This window comes from Desulfovibrio desulfuricans (genome assembly GCF_024460775.1).
In the GTDB taxonomy this organism is placed as follows: Bacteria; Desulfobacterota; Desulfovibrionia; order Desulfovibrionales; family Desulfovibrionaceae; genus Desulfovibrio; species Desulfovibrio desulfuricans_E.
In genome coordinates, this window is sequence record NZ_JANFYZ010000003.1 from 325,066 (window position 1) to 345,610 (window position 20,545).

Annotated in this window: 18 protein-coding genes; 10 read left to right on the forward strand and 8 right to left on the reverse strand. The window is 58.5% G+C overall.

The window, feature by feature from the left end; all coding sequences use genetic code 11:
* Window positions 1-62: 62 nt before the first annotated feature.
* Complete coding sequence (gene purE / locus NE637_RS05705) at window positions 63-560, forward strand: 5-(carboxyamino)imidazole ribonucleotide mutase (RefSeq protein WP_192112581.1); 498 nt, start codon at window positions 63-65, stop codon at window positions 558-560.
* A gap of 174 nt (window positions 561-734) precedes the next feature.
* On the opposite strand, the gene NE637_RS05710 is transcribed toward purE, so the two are convergent.
* From NE637_RS05710 to NE637_RS05735, 6 genes are all read right to left on the reverse strand, one after another.
* Complete coding sequence (locus NE637_RS05710; protein WP_227118672.1) at window positions 735-2,324, reverse strand: histidine kinase N-terminal 7TM domain-containing diguanylate cyclase; 1,590 nt, start codon at window positions 2,322-2,324, stop codon at window positions 735-737.
* Between the two features lie 254 nt (window positions 2,325-2,578).
* On the reverse strand, window positions 2,579-3,787 hold the full coding sequence (locus NE637_RS05715; protein ID WP_022658910.1) for a saccharopine dehydrogenase family protein: 1,209 nt from the start codon (window positions 3,785-3,787) through the stop codon (window positions 2,579-2,581).
* A 227-nt stretch (window positions 3,788-4,014) separates the two neighbouring features.
* The gene (locus NE637_RS05720) at window positions 4,015-5,379 is read right to left on the reverse strand and encodes a histone deacetylase family protein (protein ID WP_192112579.1); all 1,365 of its coding nucleotides are present in this window, start codon (window positions 5,377-5,379) and stop codon (window positions 4,015-4,017) included.
* On the reverse strand, window positions 5,372-5,707 hold the full coding sequence (locus tag NE637_RS05725; protein ID WP_215648174.1) for a hypothetical protein: 336 nt from the start codon (window positions 5,705-5,707) through the stop codon (window positions 5,372-5,374). The genes NE637_RS05720 and NE637_RS05725 overlap by 8 nt, the downstream gene beginning before the upstream one ends.
* A 101-nt stretch (window positions 5,708-5,808) precedes the next feature.
* Window positions 5,809-6,462 carry a dTMP kinase gene (gene tmk, locus NE637_RS05730; RefSeq protein WP_192112577.1) on the reverse strand — a complete coding sequence of 218 codons (654 nt, stop codon included), beginning with the start codon at window positions 6,460-6,462 and terminating at the stop codon, window positions 5,809-5,811.
* Window positions 6,438-7,469, reverse strand: a complete 1,032-nt coding sequence (locus NE637_RS05735) for a 3'-5' exoribonuclease YhaM family protein (protein ID WP_227118671.1) — start codon at window positions 7,467-7,469, stop codon at window positions 6,438-6,440. Before NE637_RS05735 ends, tmk begins: the two co-directional genes overlap by 25 nt.
* A 156-nt stretch (window positions 7,470-7,625) precedes the next feature.
* Here NE637_RS05735 and surE point away from each other — a divergent pair, with 156 nt between their 5' ends.
* The 5 genes from surE (at window position 7,626) to NE637_RS05760 (ending at window position 13,546) form a co-directional block, all read left to right on the forward strand.
* Window positions 7,626-8,387 (forward strand): 5'/3'-nucleotidase SurE, encoded by a 762-nt coding sequence (gene surE / locus NE637_RS05740; protein WP_227118670.1) that lies wholly within the window; start codon window positions 7,626-7,628, stop codon window positions 8,385-8,387.
* A 287-nt stretch (window positions 8,388-8,674) separates the two neighbouring features.
* On the forward strand, window positions 8,675-9,601 hold the full coding sequence (gene fba / locus NE637_RS05745; RefSeq protein ID WP_192112574.1) for a class II fructose-1,6-bisphosphate aldolase: 927 nt from the start codon (window positions 8,675-8,677) through the stop codon (window positions 9,599-9,601).
* A 26-nt stretch (window positions 9,602-9,627) separates the two neighbouring features.
* Complete coding sequence (gap, locus tag NE637_RS05750; RefSeq protein WP_192112573.1) at window positions 9,628-10,629, forward strand: type I glyceraldehyde-3-phosphate dehydrogenase; 1,002 nt, start codon at window positions 9,628-9,630, stop codon at window positions 10,627-10,629.
* A 421-nt stretch (window positions 10,630-11,050) separates the two neighbouring features.
* Window positions 11,051-11,938: a flagellin N-terminal helical domain-containing protein gene (locus NE637_RS05755; RefSeq protein ID WP_192112572.1), complete on the forward strand. Its 888-nt coding sequence runs from the start codon at window positions 11,051-11,053 to the stop codon at window positions 11,936-11,938.
* A 720-nt stretch (window positions 11,939-12,658) separates the two neighbouring features.
* Window positions 12,659-13,546 (forward strand): flagellin N-terminal helical domain-containing protein, encoded by an 888-nt coding sequence (locus NE637_RS05760; protein WP_192112571.1) that lies wholly within the window; start codon window positions 12,659-12,661, stop codon window positions 13,544-13,546.
* 124 nt (window positions 13,547-13,670) lie between these two features.
* Here the strand turns inward: NE637_RS05760 and rimO are convergent, their stop codons facing one another.
* On the reverse strand, window positions 13,671-14,999 hold the full coding sequence (rimO, locus tag NE637_RS05765; RefSeq protein ID WP_227118669.1) for a 30S ribosomal protein S12 methylthiotransferase RimO: 1,329 nt from the start codon (window positions 14,997-14,999) through the stop codon (window positions 13,671-13,673).
* A gap of 173 nt (window positions 15,000-15,172) precedes the next feature.
* On the opposite strand from rimO, the gene NE637_RS05770 reads away from it, so the two are divergent.
* On the forward strand, window positions 15,173-17,416 hold the full coding sequence (locus NE637_RS05770) for a putative bifunctional diguanylate cyclase/phosphodiesterase (protein WP_192112569.1): 2,244 nt from the start codon (window positions 15,173-15,175) through the stop codon (window positions 17,414-17,416).
* A gap of 126 nt (window positions 17,417-17,542) precedes the next feature.
* Here the strand turns inward: NE637_RS05770 and NE637_RS05775 are convergent, their stop codons facing one another.
* Window positions 17,543-18,112, reverse strand: coding sequence for a hypothetical protein (locus NE637_RS05775; RefSeq protein WP_022658923.1), 570 nt, complete (start codon window positions 18,110-18,112; stop codon window positions 17,543-17,545).
* Between NE637_RS05775 and NE637_RS05780 the strand changes: the two genes are divergently transcribed.
* Genes NE637_RS05780 through metK form a run of 3 tightly spaced genes read left to right on the forward strand, consistent with a single transcriptional unit; the run spans window position 18,111 to window position 20,326 of the window.
* A complete protein-coding gene (locus NE637_RS05780; protein ID WP_256186038.1) occupies window positions 18,111-18,233 on the forward strand; it encodes a hypothetical protein in 123 nt (40 codons plus the stop codon). The two genes, NE637_RS05775 and NE637_RS05780, sit on opposite strands and share 2 nt — an antisense overlap.
* Before the next feature lie 31 nt (window positions 18,234-18,264).
* Entirely contained in the window at window positions 18,265-19,113 is an 849-nt protein-coding gene (gene panC / locus NE637_RS05785; RefSeq protein ID WP_215648171.1) for a pantoate--beta-alanine ligase, read from the forward strand.
* Window positions 19,114-19,153: 40 nt separating this feature from the next.
* Window positions 19,154-20,326 (forward strand): methionine adenosyltransferase, encoded by a 1,173-nt coding sequence (gene metK, locus NE637_RS05790; RefSeq protein ID WP_192112566.1) that lies wholly within the window; start codon window positions 19,154-19,156, stop codon window positions 20,324-20,326.
* Window positions 20,327-20,545: the final 219 nt, after the last annotated feature.

Genomic DNA, 20,545 nt, shown 5'->3' on the forward strand with positions numbered 1-20,545 from the left:
CAACAGTTTGATTTTGCAAGAATATTCCGGCGCACTGCGCCGTACTACAGGAAGGTAAGACTATGCCGCAAGTAGTCATTTTGATGGGGTCAAAGTCTGACGAAGAAAAGGTCAGCCCCTGCGTAGACGTTCTGAAAAGCCTTGGCGTGAGCTGCGCTATCACCGTGAGTTCCGCGCATCGCACGCCTGAACGCACCGAAAAACTGGTGAGCCAGTACGAAGCCGAAGGCACGCGCGTGTTTATTTGCGCCGCGGGCATGGCCGCGCATCTGGCTGGAGCCGTTGCCGCCCGCACCACGCGCCCTGTGATCGGCATTCCTGTTTCCAGCGCCGCCTTGTGCGGTATGGACGCGCTTTTTGCCACTGTGCAGATGCCTCCCGGATTCCCGGTCGCCACCGTTGCCACCGACAAGGCTGGCGCACGCAATGCCGCATGGCTGGCCGCCCAGATTCTGGCCGTGTCCGACCCTGCGCTCAATGAGCGCATTGCCGAAGCCCGCGCCAAAATGCGCGAAGAAGTGGAAAAAGCCGGGGACGAAATTAGCCGCAAATACGCCTAGTGTAGTAGGCCCTGGCAACAGGATCAGTTCTTGCGCTGTGTTCTGTCCATTGCTTTGATTCGCAATGGAAAACGCACCGTATGCACCTCACAAAATAAATGCCCGCAAGCTGAGCTTGCGGGCATTTATTTTGTGAGGTGCTGTTGCTGAGGCAGGAAAATAACAGACAGAGGATTACACGGACGCGTCTGCACCGTACTCAAGACCAACGGAACATACCCTGTTGCGTCCTTCCTGCTTGGCGCGGTACAGCGCTGTATCTGCCGCCAGAATGAGGGAATCGCAGATTTGCGTGCTCTCCATGCCCTGCGGGGTGCCCGGTTCAAATACTGCGGCGGCAACGCCAACGCTGATGGTCACATTTATGGCCGTGCCGTTGAATGGCACCTCTATCATGGCGGCAACCTGTCGCAGGCGCTCAGCGAGAGCCACGGCCTCATCCTGCCCCATCCCGGGCAACAGCACAGAAAATTCCTCGCCGCCATAGCGACCAAGCAAGGCTTTGTGGCCAAGCGTGTCTTTCAGAGCTGACGTGACGCCGCGCAGGACTTTGTCGCCCGCCATATGCCCATATTCATCGTTGACGCGTTTGAAATGGTCGATGTCCAGCAACATAAAACCGAGCTTGCCGCCAATCTCCTTGCAGCGGTCAATCTCGCGCTGAAAGGCCTCCATAAAAAACCAGCGGCTGAACACCTGTGTCAGCGCGTCCTGCGACGCGATGCGCTGCATTTTTTCAAGCAGTTCCTTGCTTTCGGTCATATCGTACAAGGATACAATGAGGCCGGAATCTTTTTCTGACTCGCCAACCCTGGCGCAGGAAACCTTGTAAAAACGCAGCCCCCCCGCCACTGGCAGAGCAATCTCCATTTCCTCATTCTGCACAAGCGCCGCCACGTCAAGGGAACTTTGTTCAGGAAACACATCCCTGACCGTCAGCCCCACGGCATCCTCTGACAGGGCTGGAAGAATGGACACGGCGCTGTCGTTGAAATCCACCACGCGCAGCTTGCCGTCCAGCACCAGAACACTGGCGCTCATGGTTTTAAACACCTTGTCGCGCGCTATGGGCACGAGGTCGAACATGCGCAGGCGGGACATGGCAAAACCACTCAACGGCAGGGCCGCCGAGAGGATGAAGGGCTCAATATCAATACCGTAGGGCGCAAAGCCCAACATCTGCAAAAAATTGCCTATCCAGAGGCTCAGCGCGCCAATAAAGATGGTTTTTGCCTGACGCCTGCGATAGCCCGTTGCCTTGCCGTAGGAAAAGGCAAACAAAGCCAGACCGGCAAAGGCAACAAGCATCTTGTAAACAAAATCCACATAATACCACCAGCCCTTCTGCGTTACCGCCACAGGGAAGAGGCCGCTGGCATCTACATCAAATGTTCTATAATGAAAGTGGTGATACTCATTGGTGTAGAGCATTGCAATAGTCGTCAACGGAACTACAAACAGCAGAGCCATCACAGCCTTGCTCTTTATTGAATAGTTATTGTAATAAACTGCAAAAAGAAACCAGAACACCGCTATAAGGGGTGCTCCAAGATATTCAATTTTTAAGGAAAGATAGATTGTTTCAGGCGTGCTTGATGCAAGCTCGAAAATGTACCCGACCGTGTACATGAAAATAGTCATAAACAAAAACAAAAAGGCCGCGTAACCGTTTGACCGTGCTATCCTGGACGAATAGCAAACAGCATAGAGCATGCCCGCGCACGATATACTCAGAAAAAGAATACAGGCAGCTCTTATGATCACTGGATATGCCCTATACTATTCACCCTGCAAACGCGCCCTCTGCAACTGGCATTACGTGACGCAGCAGTGCATTCATAACGCACTGCGTGAGCGGGAAAATACCGTTCCTCGCCCTGCGCAGCTTCGCGTGTCCGATTTTTTTTACCTGCATCCCCACAAGCTGACAAGCAGCGCGGCCCCGGCAGCAAAACAAAAACTCCGGGCCTGCCTGAGCAGACACCGGAGTCTTTGCAACAATCAAACCAGCTTGCTGACTAAAATTTGCCGGTCACGTCCAGGCACTGCCAGGGCAGGCCGTACACATTGAGATCCTTCATGAAAGGATCAGGATCAAACTGTTCCATGTTCCACACGCCGGGCTTGCGCCACAAACCCTGAGCCACCATCTTTGTACCGATCATGGCGGGCACGCCCGTGGTGTACGAAATGGCCTGGGAGCCAACTTCTGCGTAGCATTCTTCGTGATCGCAGATGTTGTACACGTAGACGGTCTTTTCCTTGCCGTCCTTGACGCCGCGCATGAGGTCGCCAATGCAGGTCTTGCCCTTGGTCAGGGGGCCAAGGGAGGCTGGGTCGGGCAGCAGTTTGGCAAGGAACTGGATGGGCACAATGTCCTGCCCCTGAAATTTCACAGGGTCAATGCGGGTCATGCCCACGTTGCCAAGCACCTTGAGGTGGTTGAGATAGTTCTCTGAAAACGTCATCCAGAAGCGGGCGCGGCGGATGCCCTTGAGGTTCTGCACCAGCGATTCCAGCTCTTCATGATACATGAGAAAGCACTTTTTGGAGCCGATGCCGTCAGGGAAATCAAAATTCATGGACCAGGACAGGGGGTCGGTTTCCACCCACTCGCCGCGTTCCCAGTACCGCCCGCGCGCCGTGACCTCGCGGATGTTGATTTCAGGATTGAAGTTGGTGGCAAAGGGCTGACCATGATCGCCCGCGTTGCAGTCGATGATGTCGAGCACGTGCACTTCGTCCAGCTGATGCTTGAGCGCCCAGGCCGCATACACGTTGGTGACGCCGGGGTCAAAACCGGAACCGAGCAGGGCCGTCAGCCCCGCCTCGCGGAAGCGATCCTGATAGGCCCACTGCCACTTGTATTCAAACTTGGCTGTGTCCAGCGGCTCGTAGTTGGCGGTGTCCACGTAATGCACGCCGCATTCAAGGCAGGCGTCCATGATGTGCAGATCCTGATACGGCAGGGCCACGTTGCAGACCACATCGGGCTTGACCTGCCGGATGAGGGAGCACAGCTCGGGTACATTGTCCGCGTCCACCTGAGCGGTGGCAACCTCGACGCCAAGGCGCGTCTTGACGCTCTGCGCAATGGCATCGCAGCGAGAAAGGGTGCGGCTTGCCAGCGTTACCTTTGAAAATCCGCCTTCCTTGAGTACCTGCGCACACTTGTGCACCACAACGCTGCCTACGCCGCCCGCGCCAATAATCAGAATATGAGACATGTTCCTTCTCCGTGGTGGAAGAGGTATACCACTGCGCGGCATGACCGCGCCGCCATTTTCATATATTGCGCCCGTGGGCGCAGGGTTGCCGGGCCGCATGACCCTGGCCGGAAAACATGATGCCCGCACGGCGTGACAAAGCCGTTACGCCACGCGCGGAATGGGCCTTATGGCCCAGGAAAGTTCCGGCGTCAACAGATCGTGGTGCAAAAACCGTCAACTCTGCCTTATTTCTCACTTTTGGCCGCAGGGCCCGGATCTGCCGCATCGCCATCCATCAGGCGCACATGGGCGTAACGCCCGCTTTTGCGCGCCCGCTCGGCAAGCTCCAGCCCCTGGCTCCTGCACTGCGGGCAGGCGTGGCGCGGCACCAGTATGCACAGGGAGCGGGGCACCCGTTCCGAGGCGGTCTCAATGCGCCCCAGGCCCGAGCAATCGCTGCACAGCCGCCAGGCTTCCGTCTGCCCTTCGCGCAGGTTGTCCGTATCATAAAAGATATGCTTGCGGCGCACCCACCAGCCGTTTTCTTCCTCGCCCTCAGCAGGCTGCGCCGGGGGATGAAAATACACATCGCGGATCTGCCCGCACAATCTGGCGATGTATTCCCCCACCTGCGGCCGCTGACGCGTGGCTTCCGGCGTCCAGCCCGGCTCGCGGATATCTGAGGCGTCCAGCCCGGCCAGGGCAAGGCAGATGCCCAGATTCACGTAGGGCAATGCCCCGCGTATGGAGTAGCCGCCTTCCAGCACTGCGATATGCGGCTGCAGGGCCGCATTGAGCGCCGCATAGCCCTGGGCCGAAAGCTTCATGTTGGCAAGGGGATCGGTGAAGTGATTGTCCTGCCCGGCGGAATTGATGATCAGGTCAGGCTTGAAATCTTCCAGAATGGGCAGCACCGCATGCTCTATGGCGTACAGATAGCCCTCGTCCGAGGTTTCGGGCGGCAAAGGGATGTTGATGGTGCGCCCAAGCGCGCCGGGGCCGCCGCATTCCTGCGGGAAACCCGATCCGGGGTACAGGGTGCGCCCGTCCTGATGCAGGGAGATGAACAGGGTATGCGGGTCGTTCCAGAAAATATCCTGGCTGCCGTCGCCGTGATGCACGTCCGTATCCACAATGGCGATGCGCAGGGGGCGGCCGTCGGGGCGCGGGTAGTGATCGCGGATATACTCCACCATGACGGCTTCATTATTGATATTGCAGAAGCCGCGGTTGCCGTGCACCACGCGCATGGCGTGGTGGCCTGGAGGCCGCACCAGGGCAAAGGCCCGCTGCTCGCGCCCCTCAAGCACCAGCCGGGCCGCGCGGATAGCCCCGCCCGCCGAAGCCAGATGCGAATCCGTACTCACCGCCGCAGCCGAAGGCAGGCAGAAGTGCGCGCGCTCAAGCTGGGCATGCGTGGCAAAGGCGGGGCGGTATTCCGTAATACCGGGGATGTCGAACAGCCCCTCTTCAAGCAGCTGGTCGCGCGTATAGAGCAGGCGCTCTTCCCGCTCCGGGTGTGTTGCAGAAATGGCCCAGTCAAAGGCAGGGAAAAACACCACACCAAGACTGCGGGCCGCCACCAGAGGCGGCAGTGGTTTTTCAGTCATCACCTTCGCCAAGTTCTTCAAAAATATCGGCCCCATAACGGGCATACGTCACCATACGACCCATGTGCGCAAGGCCCATGCCGTAGGCCAGATTGCTTTCTGCCACGGCCATAAAAAGCACGCCTTCAGTATCGTGCAGGGCAAAAAAGCCGCCAGCACCGCCATCCTTGCGAAAAACGGCGCAGTGCAGCAAACCGGGATCGCCAATAACGTTGATCAGGGTGTAGCCCTTGGGCGGCTGACCCGGCAGATAGGCCAGTTCCTTGCCTTCACGGGGGGCAAAGCGCACGCCCGCGCCTTCAACTTCGAGTGTATAACATTCGTACATATATTCTCCTTGGTGGCGCATGGAGCGCGCCAAAAGCCTGCATGGCAGGCTGAACCGGCAAAATTGCAAAGGCCCGGAAAGCGGCTCCCGCCGCAAAAAAACTATTCCAATCCCCAACCGCGCTGACGCAAGTGGGACTCAATGGCGGAACGGCACTGCAAAACCACGTCTTCCGGCGGCTGCGAGGCGTCAATGATGGCAAAGCGCTCGGGTTCTTCTTCGGCCAGAACCCTGTAGCCCTGCCGCACCCGTTCGTGAAAATCAAGGCTCTCCGCGTCAAAACGGCCCTCTGAAACCACAAGGCCTTCCAGACGGTTGCGCTCGCCTGCGCGCATGAGGCCGCAACGCACCGGCAGATCCAGCAGCAGGGTCAGCTCCGGTTGCAGGCCGCCCGTGGCGGCCTGGTTGAGCCTTTGCAGATATTCCGTATCAAGCCCGCGTCCGTGCCCCTGATAGGCCAGAGTGGAGTCGGTGTAACGGTCGCACAGCACGGTCTGCCCCGCTTCCAGCGCAGGCCGGATGATCTCCGCCACATGCTGCGCCCTGTCGGCAAGAAACAGAAAAAGCTCCGCCCTGCTGGAGAGTTCGCGCGTGCGGGCATCAAGCAGTATGGAACGCAGGCTGCGCCCAAGCGCACAGCCCCCCGGCTCACGCGTGCACAGGGGGTCGTGGCCGTTTTCCTGCAAAAAACCCGCAAGATAGTTGATGGCCGTGGACTTGCCCGCGCCTTCTATACCTTCAAAAGAGATAAACATTCTTCTTTCACCGCTTTTTTGCGGGTTGCGGGGGCGGCTTTGTCCGGCGTACGCGCGGCCCGGTGCACGGGTCGCCCCAGCGTAGCCTGCCAGGGTGTCCAGGCCTCGCCTTCGCCCTCTATCTGGGCAAAAAGGCCACGGCACTGGGCCATCTTGGCGTCCAGGTTGTCGGCATAGTGCAGGGCCATGGCTTCCGGCGTATGCGGCACGCGCACCGCGCCGAACTCCAGCTCGCCATGGTGGCTTAAAATCAGGTGCTTGAGATGCCGCTGCAACGGCTCTTCCAGACCGGATTTAGCCAGGTACGGCTCCAGCATTTCAATGCCCAGCATGAGGTGCCCCAGCAGGCGGCCCTCATCAGTGTAATCATTGGCGATACCGCCAGAAAATTCGCGCAGTTTGCCAATATCGTGGAACAGCGCTCCCGCAAGAAAGGTCTGCCGGTCGAGTTCCGGATAATGATCGGCAATGCGGCGGCAAAGTTTGAATACGCTCAAAGTGTGCTCAAGCAGCCCGCCCACATAGGCGTGGTGCACCCCTTTGGCCGCCGGGCAGACCCGAAAGGCGGCGCGCATCTCGTCGTTGTTAAAAAATCCCTGCACCAGCTTGCGCCAGGGCGTGTGGACAAATTCCTTCTTGATGAGATCAAGCAGTTCATCCAGCATCTCATCCAGCGGAAAGGGACTGGCGGGCATGAGGGCCGCATGGTCCACAGCAGCGCATTCCTCATCGGAAAGAAAGCGTATCTGCTCCACCGTGAGCTGCACCTGATCGCGGTACAGCCCCGCGCGCCCTTCGGCCCACACAAGGGTTCCCGCCGCGATTTCGCTGAACTCCGCGCTCAGCGGATGCCATATCTTGGCTTCAAGGCTGCCGCTGGCATCAGCCAGGGTAAGCCGCCAGTACGGGCCGTTGCGCGACTGCCCCTGCGCCGCCTGCGTAACCACGAATATGCCGCGCGCCTCCGAGGCGGGGCCAATCTCTTTGACGTAACAACCTTTTTCCATATATCGTTCCAGCGGCGCGTATCTGCGCCGGGCATATGCTGTTTTCCACGCGGGCATGGCCCCTGACGCGGAACTTCCAAAATTGGCAGGCCGCGCAAAACACTGGAACCACGCGGGCCTTAGGCCGAATTTCCCTTCTTTCCGAGGTATTGTCAAATGGACGTTCTTCTGACCAACGATGACGGCATCCGGGCGCGCGGCCTGCGCGCGCTTTACGCCGCCCTGCTTGAAGCAGGGCATACAGTGCATGTGGTGGCCCCCATGACCCAGCAATCTGGCGTGGGGCACTCGCTGACCGTATTCGAACCTGTACGCGCCATGGACTTTGAAGAACCCGACTTCAAGGGTCTGGGTATTTACGGCACACCCACGGACTGCGTCAAACTGGCTCTTGGGCAGCTCCTGCCCAAAAAGCCCGACATGGTCATTTCGGGCATCAACGCAGGGCCCAACGTTGGCCCGGACATTCTGTATTCCGGCACGGTGGGCGCTGCCACGGAGGCGGGCCACGAAAATCTGCCGAGCATTGCTGTTTCGCACGACTGCTACAAGGTCAAAAACGGCGATCTGCTGCCGCAGGCCCGGCATCTGGTGGCGCTGGCCGAGCGCATCGACTGGTCGCAGTTGGGCCGCCGCAGGGTCGTCAACGTCAACTATCCTGCCTGCCCGCTGGACGAGGTCAAAGGCCTGCGCGTCTGCCCGCAGACCAGCGCCGTGTGGGTAAACACCTACTCGGAACGCCTGGACCCGCGCGGCGCGCCCTACTGGTGGCTTGAGGGCGAAATTCCTGCGGAAACCATTGAACCGGACTCGGACAAAGACATGCTCAACCGGGGATACATTACCCTTACCCCCCTGCGCTTTGATTTTACCGATCCGGCTGGCCTGAACGCGCTGGCGGGCATGAAGCTCGGCTAGGGCGTACACCGCCCAAAGGCCTGCGGCAACCTGCCGGAAACATAAGGGATCAGGCGACCCCTCTTGACTCCGCCGCCCCATGTGGGCTACAGGCGCGCTCGGGCATACAAAATATGTTTTGCGTTTGCCCGGGCACTGCGCCCGCCGGAAGAACTGCAAAGTAAGCCCGTTTCCTGCGCGGCAGGCATTCCCCTTTACGGGGAATTGGTGTATGTGCAGACTTGTCATTTCCGGGCGACTTATGCTTTTTTGACCGTCCTTAATGCCAGACCCCTCTGGAGGAAATCATGCCTCTTATCAATCCCAAAGAAATGTTCGCCGCCGCCTATGCCGGCGGGTATGCCATTGGCGCGTTCAACGTCAACAACATGGAAATCATCCAGGGCATCATGAGCGCGGCCTCCGAGGAAAAATCTCCGGTCATCCTTCAGGTGTCTTCGGGCGCGCGCAAGTATGCCGGGCAGATATACATCATGAAACTTGTGGAAGCGGCGCTTGCGCTTGATCCTTCCATTCCCGTGGTGGTGCACCTTGATCACGGCCCCAGCTTTGAAATGTGCCGCGACTGCATTGACGGCGGCTTCACCTCCGTGATGATCGATGGTTCGCACCTGTCGTTTGAAGACAACATCGCCCTGACCAAGCAGGTGGTGGACTATGCCCACCCTCGCGGCGTATGGGTTGAGGCCGAACTGGGCAAGCTGGCTGGCATAGAGGAACATGTGCAGTCTGCCGAACACGTCTACACCGACCCCGATGAAGCCGTGGAATTTGTAAACCGCACGGGCTGCGATTCGCTGGCCGTTGCCATCGGCACAAGCCACGGCGCGTACAAGTTCAAGGGCGAAGCCAAGCTTGATTTTGACCGTCTGGCCCGCATTGGCGACAAGCTGCCGAATTACCCTCTGGTTCTGCACGGCGCGTCCAGCGTACCGCAGGAATTTGTAAGCCTGTGCAACCAGTATGGCGGCCAGGTTGGCGGAGCCAAGGGCGTGCCCGAAGACATGCTGCGCAAGGCTGCGGGCATGAATGTGTGCAAAATCAATGTGGATACGGACATCCGCCTGGCCGTCACCGCATCCATCCGTCAGTATCTTGCCGAACACCCTGACCAGTTTGACCCGCGCGCCTACCTCACCCCCGCTCGCGATGCCGTCAAGAACATGGTGGCCCACAAGATCCGCAATGTCATGGGATCTTCAAATAAAGCCTAATCCCTACGCCCCAAGGAGCGCGAATCATGCCCGTGAAAGTTGGAATGAACGGCTTTGGCCGCATTGGTCGGTATCTGCTGCGTCTTATGGCCGACGACAAAGAAATTCAGATCGCCGCCATCAACGCCCGTGCGGACAACGCCGCGCTGGCCTATCTTTTCAAGTATGATTCCACTTACGGAACCTTTCAGGGCACTGTTGATCACGATGAAAACGGCATCATCGTCAATGGCCGCCACATCACCGTTACCCGCTGCAAGGCGGGCGAATGGGAATGGGAACGCCTTGGCGTGACCCTGGCCGTGGAAACCACGGGCACCATCAAGGATCGCGAAGGGCTGGCTCAGCATCTGGCCTGCGGCGCAAAAAAGGTTGTGATCTCCGCCCCCGGCAAGGACGTGGACGCCATGATTGTTATGGGCGTAAACCACGATGTCTATGACGGCGCAAAACACAGCGTCATTTCTGCCGCGTCCTGCACCACCAACTGTCTGGCCCCTGCGGTCAAGGTGCTGCACGAAACCTTTGGCTTCCGCCATGGCCTCATGACCACCATTCACTCCTACACCATGAGCCAGCGCATTCTGGACGGCACCCACAAGGACTGGCGTCGCGGCCGCGCCGCTGCCGTGTCCATGGTGCCTTCAAGCACTGGCGCTGCCAAGGCTGTGGGGCAGGTCATGCCGGAACTGGAAGGCAAGCTCAACGGCATGTCGGTGCGTATTCCCACCTTTGACTGCTCTCTGGTCGACCTGACCTGCGAAGTGGAAAAAGCCTGTGATGCCGCCGCCGTCAACGCGGCCCTCCAGGCTGCCAGCAATGGCGCTCTGGCCGAGAATATGGGCTATTCCGAAGAGCCGCTGGTGTCCATCGACTACAAGGGCAGCACCTTCGGCGGCGTGGTGGATGCGCTTTCCACCCAGGTGCTTGACGGCACCATGGTTAAACTGCTTATCTGGTACGATAACGAATCCGGCTTCACCAACCAGCTACTGCGCCTGCTGCGCATGGTGGGCAAGGACTGCTGATAAAGAGCGCGCCTTGCCCTGCCGGGCAGGGATAGGCATGAATTACGAGCGCGACGGGTTGCATTACCCGCCGCGCTCTGTTTTTGTTCGCCTTTTTGACCACCACTGCGCGGCGCGGCTACAATCTGCCCCTTTTGGACCTTTCGCAGCACCAGGTTTGACTTGCAGGCCCCAGGCAAATTCTGCTCACCCCTCGCCACCACGGGAAAAAATTTCCTCTTTTCTTTGCGGCATTTTAAGCAGCATCCAAGAAAACTGGCTCTACACAATGATTTACAGCCATATCGCCTGAACGCGTCATTTACGCCCGACCCTAATACTTTTTGCCGTTGCGCCGATTAAGTGGACAAAAGGTGGTAGCACGCAAGGACGCGTCGGCATTTCGCGCCGCCTGTGACATACAGCATTCATGGAGGAATGTATGTATATCAATCACAATACGATGGCCTCGCAAGTGGCCAACAATCTGACCTCGCACTACAACGACCTGAAAACCTCTACCTCGCGGCTGTCATCCGGCCTGCGCATCAATTCCGCTGCGGACGATGCCGCCGGTCTGGCCATTCGCGAACTCATGCGTACCGATATCGCCGCCCTGCAACAGGGCGTACGTAACGCCAACGACGCCATTTCCCTCATTCAGACCGCCGACGGCGCCTTGGGCATCATCGACGAAAAGCTGACCCGTATGAAGGAACTGGCCGAACAGGCCGCCACCGGTACCTATGACTCCACCCAGCGTCTGATGATCGAATCGGAGTACCAGGCAATGGCTTCGGAAATTACCCGAATCGCCACCGCCACGGACTTCAACGGCATCCACCTGCTGAACGGCAACCTGTCGAGCGACACGCACACAGGCAGTACCATGTCCAGTACGGGCAAGCTCAAGGTACACTTCGGCACAGCCAACGATTCGGCGGAAGACTACTACTACATCCAGATCGGCACGAGTACCGCCTCTGCCCTTGGTGTAGGCAATCAGGCTGCCACCACTTCCGCCGGCAGATCGGTATCGACTCAGGAGGCGGCGCAGAAGGCTCTTGTGGCCATCACCAACGCCGTTGTCTCCAAGGACAAGATCCGGGCGCATCTGGGCGCGCTGCAAAACCGGCTGGAAAACACAATCTCCAACCTGAGCACTCAGGCCGAGAACCTGCAGGCGGCTGAATCCCGCATTTCTGACGTGGACGTTGCCACGGAAATGACGCAGTTTGTCCGCAACCAGATTCTCACCCAGTCTTCTGTGGCCATGCTTTCGCAGGCCAACAGCATGCCCAAGCTGGCCTTGAACCTGATTTCCGGTTAGCGGCAAAACCAGGTGGTGGAGGGCAATAGCCCAGGACCGGCCAAGAGGCTGGGGAGAGCTTTAAGGCCACAACCAACACGTTTCTGATGAAAGCCGGGTCGTTCGCGACCCGGCTTTTTTACGCCCGCTATCTTCTGAGCTTCGGCAAATTCTGCACTGGCACAGCAGCCGCAAAGTTTTTCAGAATGCGCAGTCCTTCCTTTTCCCCATTTCCACTCTTGTGCTACGGCCTCTTGCACGCCTGCCCCGTCAACATTTTTGCATCCGCTCAAAAAAACAATGCGATGTCCCCGCCCGTTCTGCCAGAGCTTGCCCTGCACAGAATAGCCGTGGCAGGCAATGAATATTGTTCACTGCAGCATACCCCAAAAATTCGCATCATATAGAAATTTGTATATTTTTTCTGCGCGTGCCTCAACATTTTGCCATTGGCGCACCAGCCGCCAGCTTATTGACGCATAACTCTGCGCTCTCTGGCATGAATCCTGCTGTAAACGGAGTGCAGGTTTTCAGGCAAATATTGCCTCTCTGAAGCCACGAATCAGAAGGGCAACAGCGCCTGTTGTTTAGGGCTGCCAGCCCAGGTCGGCTCAGGCCGATACCAGTCTGGCTTTTGGTAACTCTTTCCCCGCTCCTTGCGGGATGAACGGCGGCAGTCCGCATGGACGCGGGCGCGCATAGTGCGCCGCCGGGCAGACAGAACATTCATGGAGGAATGTCATGTATATCAATAACAACTCAATGGCTTCCAATGTTGCCAACAACTTGACCTCGCATTACAGCAACCTGGCGACTTCGACCCAGCGTCTGTCCACAGGCCTGCGCGTGAACTCCGCTGCCGACGATGCCGCCGGCCTCGCTATTCGCGAATTGATGCGTACGGATATCAAGGCGTTGCAACAGGGCGTGCGTAATGCCAACGACGCCATTTCCCTCATTCAGACCGCCGACGGCGCCCTGGGCATCATCGACGAAAAGCTGACCCGTATGAAGGAACTGGCTGAACAGGCTTCCACCGGTACTTATGACTCCACTCAGCGCTTGATGATCGAATCGGAGTACCAGGCAATGGCTTCGGAAATTACCCGAATCGCCAACGCCACGGACTTCAACGGCATTCACCTGCTGAACGGCAATCTGTCCGGCGACACGCACGACGGCAGCACGATGACCGCCACTGGCAAGATGAAGGTCCACTTTGGCACCGCCAACGACTCCGCGGAAGACTATTACTACATCCAGATCGGCACGAGCACAGCCTCTGCCCTTGGTGTAGGCAATGAGACTGCCGCCGGTCGCGATGGATCCACCATCTCCACCCAGCAAGCGGCGCAGAAGGCCCTTGTGGCCATCACCAACGCGGTGGTTTCCAAGGACAAGATCCGGGCGCATCTGGGCGCGTTGCAGAACCGCCTGGAGAACACCGTCTCCAACCTCACCACCCAGGCTGAAAACTTGCAGGCGGCAGAATCCCGCATTTCCGACGTGGACGTGGCCACGGAAATGACGCAGTTCGTCCGCAATCAGATCCTCACCCAGTCGTCTGTGGCCATGCTCTCGCAGGCCAACAGCATGCCCAAGATGGCCATGCAGCTTATCCAGGGTTAACGCTGGTTGAGGGCGTGCTTTAGCACGTATCCCAAAATATCCCCGAAGGGTTCGCCCTTCGGGGATATTTTGCTGCGGAGACGTTTCTTGCGGCTGGGCCCGGCATGGCCCCGTAGACACTGGCTCAGGCCAGAGCGGTCAGATCATAGTCCGTATTTTCCACGATATCGCATTCCACGAGCGCTCCGGGCGCAACGCCCGGCCCGCTCACGTAGGTGATCCCGTCCACCTCCGGCGCCTGAAACCATACGCGCCCGCTGTGCAGCCCCGGCCAGTCGGGGTGCGGAGCGTCCACCAGCACCTGCATACGGCTGCCCACCTGCGCGGAGAGCAGCTCGTTGCTGATGTCGGCCTGAATTTCCATAAGAGAATCCCGGCGCCACTGCTTGACTTCATCCGGCACCTGATCTGGCAATGTTGCCGCCACGGTGCCGTCTTCTGCCTGATAGGCAAACACGCCCACGTGCTGAAAGCGGCTTTCTTCCACAAAACGGCACAGGCTTTCAAAATGATCTTCCGTTTCGCCAGGGTAGCCAACAATAAACGTGGTGCGCAAAGCCGCATGGGGCAGCATGGAGCGCACGGTATCCAGCACGCGCCGGGGGTCGCCCGCAAAAGGCCGGCCCATGCGCGACAGCACATCAGGGTGAGCGTGTTGCAGGGGAATATCCAGATAGGGCAGCAAAGGTGCGCCGCAATCCCTGATAAAACGCAAAAGCTCCGGCGTCACGCCTGTGGGGTACAGGTAGAGCAGGCGCAGCCAGGCGAGGCCCTCAAGCCCCACCAGCTTTTCAAGCAGGCTGGGCAGGCCGTGCTTGAGCCCAAGATCAACACCCCAGGAGGTCAGATCCTGCGCCACAAGATCAAGCTCGCGCACGCCCTGCGCCAGCAAGGCCTTGGCTTCATCGGCAATATCATCGGCGGTCAGCGATTTAAGTCCGCCCCGAATGGAAGGAATGGTGCAGAATGCGCACTTGTGCCTGCACCCCTCGCCCACCTTGAGCCATGCGTATGAAGGGCCGGTAGAAAGCAATCTGCCCCCGCCGGGGATACGGGCAGGCGGCTCAGGCAGGTCCAGGGCCGCGGCCAGCATGGCTGGCCAGCGCGGCAGCTCGCCGGTGGGCAGCCACACGTCCACTTCCGGCAGTTCCGCTGCCAGATCGGCAGCGCCATAACGCCCCACCATACAGCCGCCAACAGCCAGCAGCGGTTTGACCTTGCACTTTTCAAGCCTCTGGATGGCGTCCACAACCGCACGAACGGATTCTCGCACGGCAGGGTCGATGAATCCGCAGGTATTGATGAAAACCAGACGCGCCTTGCCCATGTGTTCCACATGCTGCACGGCGACCCCGAGCGAACCAAGCAGGCGCTCACTGTCCACGCGGTTTTTGGGGCAGCCAAGGCTCAGCGACCATACTTTCAGGGAATGAGGAAAAATAGCTCGTGTCATGGGGGCACAATACAGAGGGGCGGGGCGCTTGTCATCATTGAGGCCAGTCCCCATTCTTCAAACCGGGCGGGGGCAGGCCTGCAAATTTGCAAAACGATAACACAGATGCTAGATTTAATCTGTTGTCTAACAGGCTAATACACAAATGTAATGCCGCACGGCGGAACATAAATATGAAAAACGCGGACCCTGCAAACCTCAGCATATCGGCTACCCAATCCGGGGAAAAGCCTCCTGCGGAATCTCCCCAGGAAATTTGCCTTTCCCATGCCTTGCAGAGCGTCTACGGCGACATATTGCTTATAGATTTTGCAAGGGATACCTGCCGCGAACTGTACCACGGGGAAGGTCACTTTGCGCGCATGCCTCAGAATAAGCCTCTTGCCGAAACGCTCAGGCGCGAACTTGCCGAGAGGGTGCACCCTGACGACGCGCAACGCTTTGCGGCGTTTTTTTCTCAGGACAGCCTGCGCCAGACGTTGGCCCAGACTCCCCTCTTTGCTGCGGAAGACATTCGCAAAAAAGCCCTCAACGGTTTATACAGGTGGGTGCGCGTTATTGTCTTTCCTGCACCCCAATACGGCGGGGAACAGACCTATATTGTCTGCACAGAAGACATTGAAAACCACAAGATTGCGGCCGACATTGCCCATGAGAACGAGATGCTCCGCCGGCAAAAGCTGGATGCCCTGCGTTACAAGGCAGTGGTGGACCATACACGCACCCTGGTTTTTGAATGGAGCGGTACAGATCTGACCTACCTGAGCCACAGGATTCCCGAACTGCTGGCAGGCGAATATGACGGGCGCAATCCCTTTGACGTGTGGCGTGAAGACGATGTTCTCTACGCGGGCGACATGGAGCCCTTTGACACCTGTCTGGCGCGCCTTGCCCTGGGCATCCGCTCTGGCGAAATGACCGTCAGGCTGCGCCGCCGCGACGGCCAGTACATCTGGTGCAAAATCACCTACACCAAGCTTGACGACGGGGAGTCGGAAGAACGCTACATCGGCACCCTCAACGATGTGGACGCCACCACCCGTACCGAGCAGGCCCTGCGCCTGCGCGCAGAGCACGACCCCCTCACAGGCGCTTTCAACACCCAGACTTTTTTTGAAAAAATTGACAAGCTCATCAAAAACCGGCCCAATGAGCAATACTGCGTATTGCGCTTTGACGTGGCCGGGTTCAAGGCCATCAACGAATCTTTCGGGCTTGAAGAGGGCAACCGCCTGCTGCGGGGCATTGCCCGCCTGATCCGTCAGCGCCTCATTCCTGAAAAGGAAATCTTTGCCCGGCTCACCGCCGATGTTTTTGCCGTCTGCCTCACAGGCGGCACCGAGCGGACGCTACAGTTCATCCAGAACCTTTCTCTGCGGCTGGATCACTATTCCGACACCTTCCGGGTCAAGCTGTTCTTTGGCATCTGCCCTGTGGAGAACTCCCGCACTCCGGCTCACATCCTGTGCGACTGGGCCTATCTGGCGCAGAAGACGGTCAAGGGCAGCGACATTGTCAATTTTGCCTTTTACGATGATGCCCTGCGCAAACGCCTGCACGATGAAAGCTACATCACTGACCAGATGTACGAAGCGCTGGAAAAGCACCAGTTCAGGCTTTTTCTGCAACCCAAGGTGCAGATTTCCAGCGGGCGCATTGTGGGCGCAGAAGCGCTGGTACGCTGGCAGCACCCTACTGACGGGCTTATCCTGCCCGGCCGTTTTGTTCCCCTTTTTGAACGCAACGGCTTTATTGTGCGGCTGGACTCGTACATCTGGGATCAGACCTGCCAGATACTGCGCACATGGATCGACAAGCAATACGACCCCATGCCCATTTCCGTAAACATGTCACGGCTGCATTTTAACGATGACGACCTGCCCAACAAGCTCGTCAGCCTCCTGAACAAGTACAATCTGCCCCGCCACATGCTTGAGCTGGAACTGACCGAGAGTGCCTTTTTTGCCAATGAGCCAAGGCTGAAACGCCTGATGAACGAACTGCGATCGGCGGGATTTGTTTTTTCCATGGACGATTTCGGTACGGGCTATTCATCGCTGAGCACGTTGCGCGATCTGCCATTCAACGTGGTCAAGCTTGACCGGGCCTTCATCAGCGACGGCACCACCAACAAGCGCGGCCAGATTGTGGCCCGCAACACCATCGCTCTGGCGCGTGATCTTGATATGTCCATTGTGGCCGAAGGTGTGGAAACCAAGGAACACGCCCGTTTCCTGCTCAACAGCGGCTGCAACTGCGCCCAGGGATTCTATTATTCCAGGCCGGTGGATACGGCGGAGTTTGAAGTGCTCAGCTTTGTGCAGGAAAAGGCATTCTGGGTGCATCCGCAACTAAAGCAAGACGCCATCCGTCTGGGGCTGCCCATAAGCACGGAAGCTCCCATCAAGGAATACTGATTTTTCCCGTCCCGCCTTCTCGCCCAAGCCTCAGCAACACATCCCAAGCCGTCAGATTGCGGCAGAACTGTCGCTGCACATGCTGCCTCAACGTGTCTGGCATGCATGGTCGCGGGCTTGCCCCGTTTACAGAGGCAGGCGCAGCAGACGGATGGTGTGCGGCTGGATATACAGCAACTTGCCTTCGCGAATGTCGTCCGCACGGGTCACAAAGCTGTCCTTGTTCACGTTCAGGATGGCTTCTGCCTCGTGGCTGCAGTCAAAAAGATGCAGCACGTCATCGGTCAGCGAGTCGGCGGTGGTCCAGTGCCGGTTCACAGGCGGGCCATCCGGGGTGATGTGACGCAAAAAACGGAAGATCACAGCCCTGCCGCTGCCCGGCGCAAGCCATGTGCGGCAGCATTCCCACACCTGATCCACAGAGGGGTCGTCCTCGTCTGTAAAGGGCTGGCGCACTTCCAGCGGAAAGGAACGGCTCTGGATGCGCAGCATGCCGTCAACCAGCCCGCAATAATCCGTTTCCTGCTCCAGCACGGCACGGAAGGCCTCAGGCGAGGCCGCAAGACCCATCAGGGTTTCGTTAAGAATGTCGCGCGCCTTGAGAACCCTGATGGTGTGGGTCAGCCGCAAGCCGTTGAGCACTGCATAAATTGCGCAAAATGTGTCCAGCTTGCCCTGATAAAACGGTTTCAGCATGAATACCCCCATCGGTTGTTATGCCCACAGCAACACCCAGGGTCAAGCCTCCCACCCCGCCAGCATTTCTGCTTTTGCCAAGGTCTTTCTTTACAAGCTGCTGCCTGACGTGTATAAATGAGCCTTCACAAACAATATCACAATACCTTGATATGCAGATATTCACAAATCCCCAAGAGTTGGCGGCCCAATGCAAGGCCTGGCACCGCGCCGGAGACGATATCGCTCTGGTGCCTACCATGGGCTACTACCATCAGGGGCACGAAGACCTCATGGCCTTTGCCCGCACGCAGGCGAAACGCCTGGTGGTGAGCCTTTTTGTCAACCCTACCCAGTTTGGCCCCGGCGAGGATCTGGAAGCATATCCCCGCAATGCCGAGCGCGACGCGGACATAGCCCGCAGTCATGGGGCGGACGCGCTGTTCATGCCGCAGCCCGAAACCATGTACGCGCCAGACCACGCCACCTGGGTGGAAGTTCCCGAACTTTCCCGAGGCCTGTGCGGCCTCACCCGGCCTGTGCACTTTCGGGGCGTATGCACCGTGGTGCTCAAGCTCTTTATGCTGACCGGCGCAGATGTTGCCGTATTTGGGCAGAAGGACTGGCAGCAGCAGGCCATTCTGCGCCGCATGGTGCGCGACCTTGATGTGCCTGTGCGCATTGAAACGCGCGAAACCGTGCGCGAAGCTGATGGCCTGGCCCTTTCCTCGCGCAACGTCTACCTCAGCCCGGACGAACGCGCCCATGCTCCGGAAATCCGCAAGGCCCTGCTCTTCGCTCAAAAACTGGCCCAGAGCGGAGAAACCAGCGTCAAACTGCTGCGCGAGGCTGTGCTGCGCCGCTGGGCGGAATTTTTACCCATGGGGCGCCTTGACTACCTCAGTATTGTTCACCCGGAATCCATGGCTCCGCTCACCGAAGTCACCGGTCCGGCGCTCATGGCCTGTGCCGTGCGCATGGGCAAGGCCCGGCTTATCGACAATATTCTGTTGCGACCCTAAAACCCGCGCCGCACTGACGCGAGCGCCCAAGGAGATTCATATGCACACCAAGGGCAAATACTTTTTCACTTCCGAATCTGTAACTGAAGGCCACCCCGACAAGGTCGCCGACCAGATTTCCGATGCCATTCTTGATACCCTGCTGGCACAGGACGCCAACGCCCACGTGGCCTGCGAAACCCTGGTGACCACGGGTATGGCCGTTATCGCTGGCGAAATCACCACCAGCGGCTACGCTGACCTGCCCCATGTGGTGCGCGAAACCATCAAGGGTATTGGCTACAATAGCTCAGAAATGGGTTTTGACTGGCAGACCTGCGCTGTTATCAACGCAATTGGCCGCCAGTCGCCCGACATCGCGCAGGGCGTACTGCGCGAAAAGCCAGAAGATCAGGGCGCGGGCGACCAGGGCATGATGTTTGGCTATGCCTGCAACGAAACCTCCACCCTTATGCCAGCTCCCATTTACTGGGCGCACCAGCTTTCGCAGCAGCTGGCGAATGTGCGCAAGGACGGCACGGTGGACATCTTCCGTCCCGACGGCAAAACCCAGGTTTCCTTTGAATATCAGGACGGCAAGCCCGTGCGCATCAACAACGTGGTGGTCTCCACCCAGCACAGCGCCAACGCCAGCCAGGCTGATGTGGCCGAAGCCGTGAAAAAGCACGTCATTCGCCCCATCCTGGAACCCTCCGGCTATTTTGACGAAAAGGCCTGCGAAATTTTCATCAACACCACGGGCCGTTTTGTGGTGGGTGGCCCCATGGGCGACTGCGGTCTCACAGGCCGCAAGATCATTCAGGACACCTACGGCGGCAGCGGCCACCACGGCGGCGGCGCGTTCTCCGGCAAGGACCCCTCCAAGGTTGACCGTTCCGGCGCGTACATGGGCCGCTACATCGCCAAAAACGTTGTTGCCGCGGGCCTCGCACCTATATGCGAAGTGCAGATCGCCTATTGCATCGGCGTGGCCCAGCCCGTCAGCGTACTTGTTTCCTCGCAGGGCACCAGCGACCTGCCGGACGAACTGCTGACCAAGGCCGTGCGCGAAGTCTTTGACCTGCGCCCCTACTTCATCAGCAAGCGCCTTGATCTCAAGCGCCCCATCTATCAGAAGTCTTCCTGCTACGGCCACTTTGGCCGCGAACTGCCGGAATTCACCTGGGAAAAGACAGATGCCGTAGCCGACCTGCGCACCGCCGCCAAGGTGTAGCGCGAGCCAGCGTATTTGCCCTTTTGAGGTGCAGGAAATTCCTAGCTGGGTTTTCTGCACCTCATTTTTTATCCATATTTTTTTGCCCGCATACTTCGGCCACAGGCTTTTTACGGCCTTAATCCCGGCGAAATATCCCGTCCGCCGCACGAGTTGCAAGCCGCCCCGCCCTTGCCTATACTGACTCACTTGACCGCGCCGCTCCGGCGCAATTCCGAG

Bases quoted from the DNA above. Each gene is read 5' to 3' on its own strand.
- purE (WP_192112581.1), top strand. From the start codon at position 63: ATGCCGCAAGTAGTCATTTTGATGGGGTCAAAGTCTGACGAAGAAAAG.
- NE637_RS05715 (WP_022658910.1), bottom strand. From the start codon at position 3,787: ATGTCTCATATTCTGATTATTGGCGCGGGCGGCGTAGGCAGCGTTGTG.
- NE637_RS05720 (WP_192112579.1), bottom strand. From the start codon at position 5,379: ATGACTGAAAAACCACTGCCGCCTCTGGTGGCGGCCCGCAGTCTTGGT.
- NE637_RS05725 (WP_215648174.1), bottom strand. From the start codon at position 5,707: ATGTACGAATGTTATACACTCGAAGTTGAAGGCGCGGGCGTGCGCTTT.
- tmk (WP_192112577.1), bottom strand. From the start codon at position 6,462: ATGTTTATCTCTTTTGAAGGTATAGAAGGCGCGGGCAAGTCCACGGCC.
- NE637_RS05735 (WP_227118671.1), bottom strand. From the start codon at position 7,469: ATGGAAAAAGGTTGTTACGTCAAAGAGATTGGCCCCGCCTCGGAGGCG.
- surE (WP_227118670.1), top strand. From the start codon at position 7,626: ATGGACGTTCTTCTGACCAACGATGACGGCATCCGGGCGCGCGGCCTG.
- fba (WP_192112574.1), top strand. From the start codon at position 8,675: ATGCCTCTTATCAATCCCAAAGAAATGTTCGCCGCCGCCTATGCCGGC.
- gap (WP_192112573.1), top strand. From the start codon at position 9,628: ATGCCCGTGAAAGTTGGAATGAACGGCTTTGGCCGCATTGGTCGGTAT.
- NE637_RS05755 (WP_192112572.1), top strand. From the start codon at position 11,051: ATGTATATCAATCACAATACGATGGCCTCGCAAGTGGCCAACAATCTG.
- NE637_RS05760 (WP_192112571.1), top strand. From the start codon at position 12,659: ATGTATATCAATAACAACTCAATGGCTTCCAATGTTGCCAACAACTTG.
- rimO (WP_227118669.1), bottom strand. From the start codon at position 14,999: ATGACACGAGCTATTTTTCCTCATTCCCTGAAAGTATGGTCGCTGAGC.
- NE637_RS05770 (WP_192112569.1), top strand. From the start codon at position 15,173: ATGAAAAACGCGGACCCTGCAAACCTCAGCATATCGGCTACCCAATCC.
- NE637_RS05780 (WP_256186038.1), top strand. From the start codon at position 18,111: ATGAATACCCCCATCGGTTGTTATGCCCACAGCAACACCCAGGGTCAA.
- NE637_RS05775 (WP_022658923.1), bottom strand. From the start codon at position 18,112: ATGCTGAAACCGTTTTATCAGGGCAAGCTGGACACATTTTGCGCAATT.
- panC (WP_215648171.1), top strand. From the start codon at position 18,265: ATGCAGATATTCACAAATCCCCAAGAGTTGGCGGCCCAATGCAAGGCC.
- metK (WP_192112566.1), top strand. From the start codon at position 19,154: ATGCACACCAAGGGCAAATACTTTTTCACTTCCGAATCTGTAACTGAA.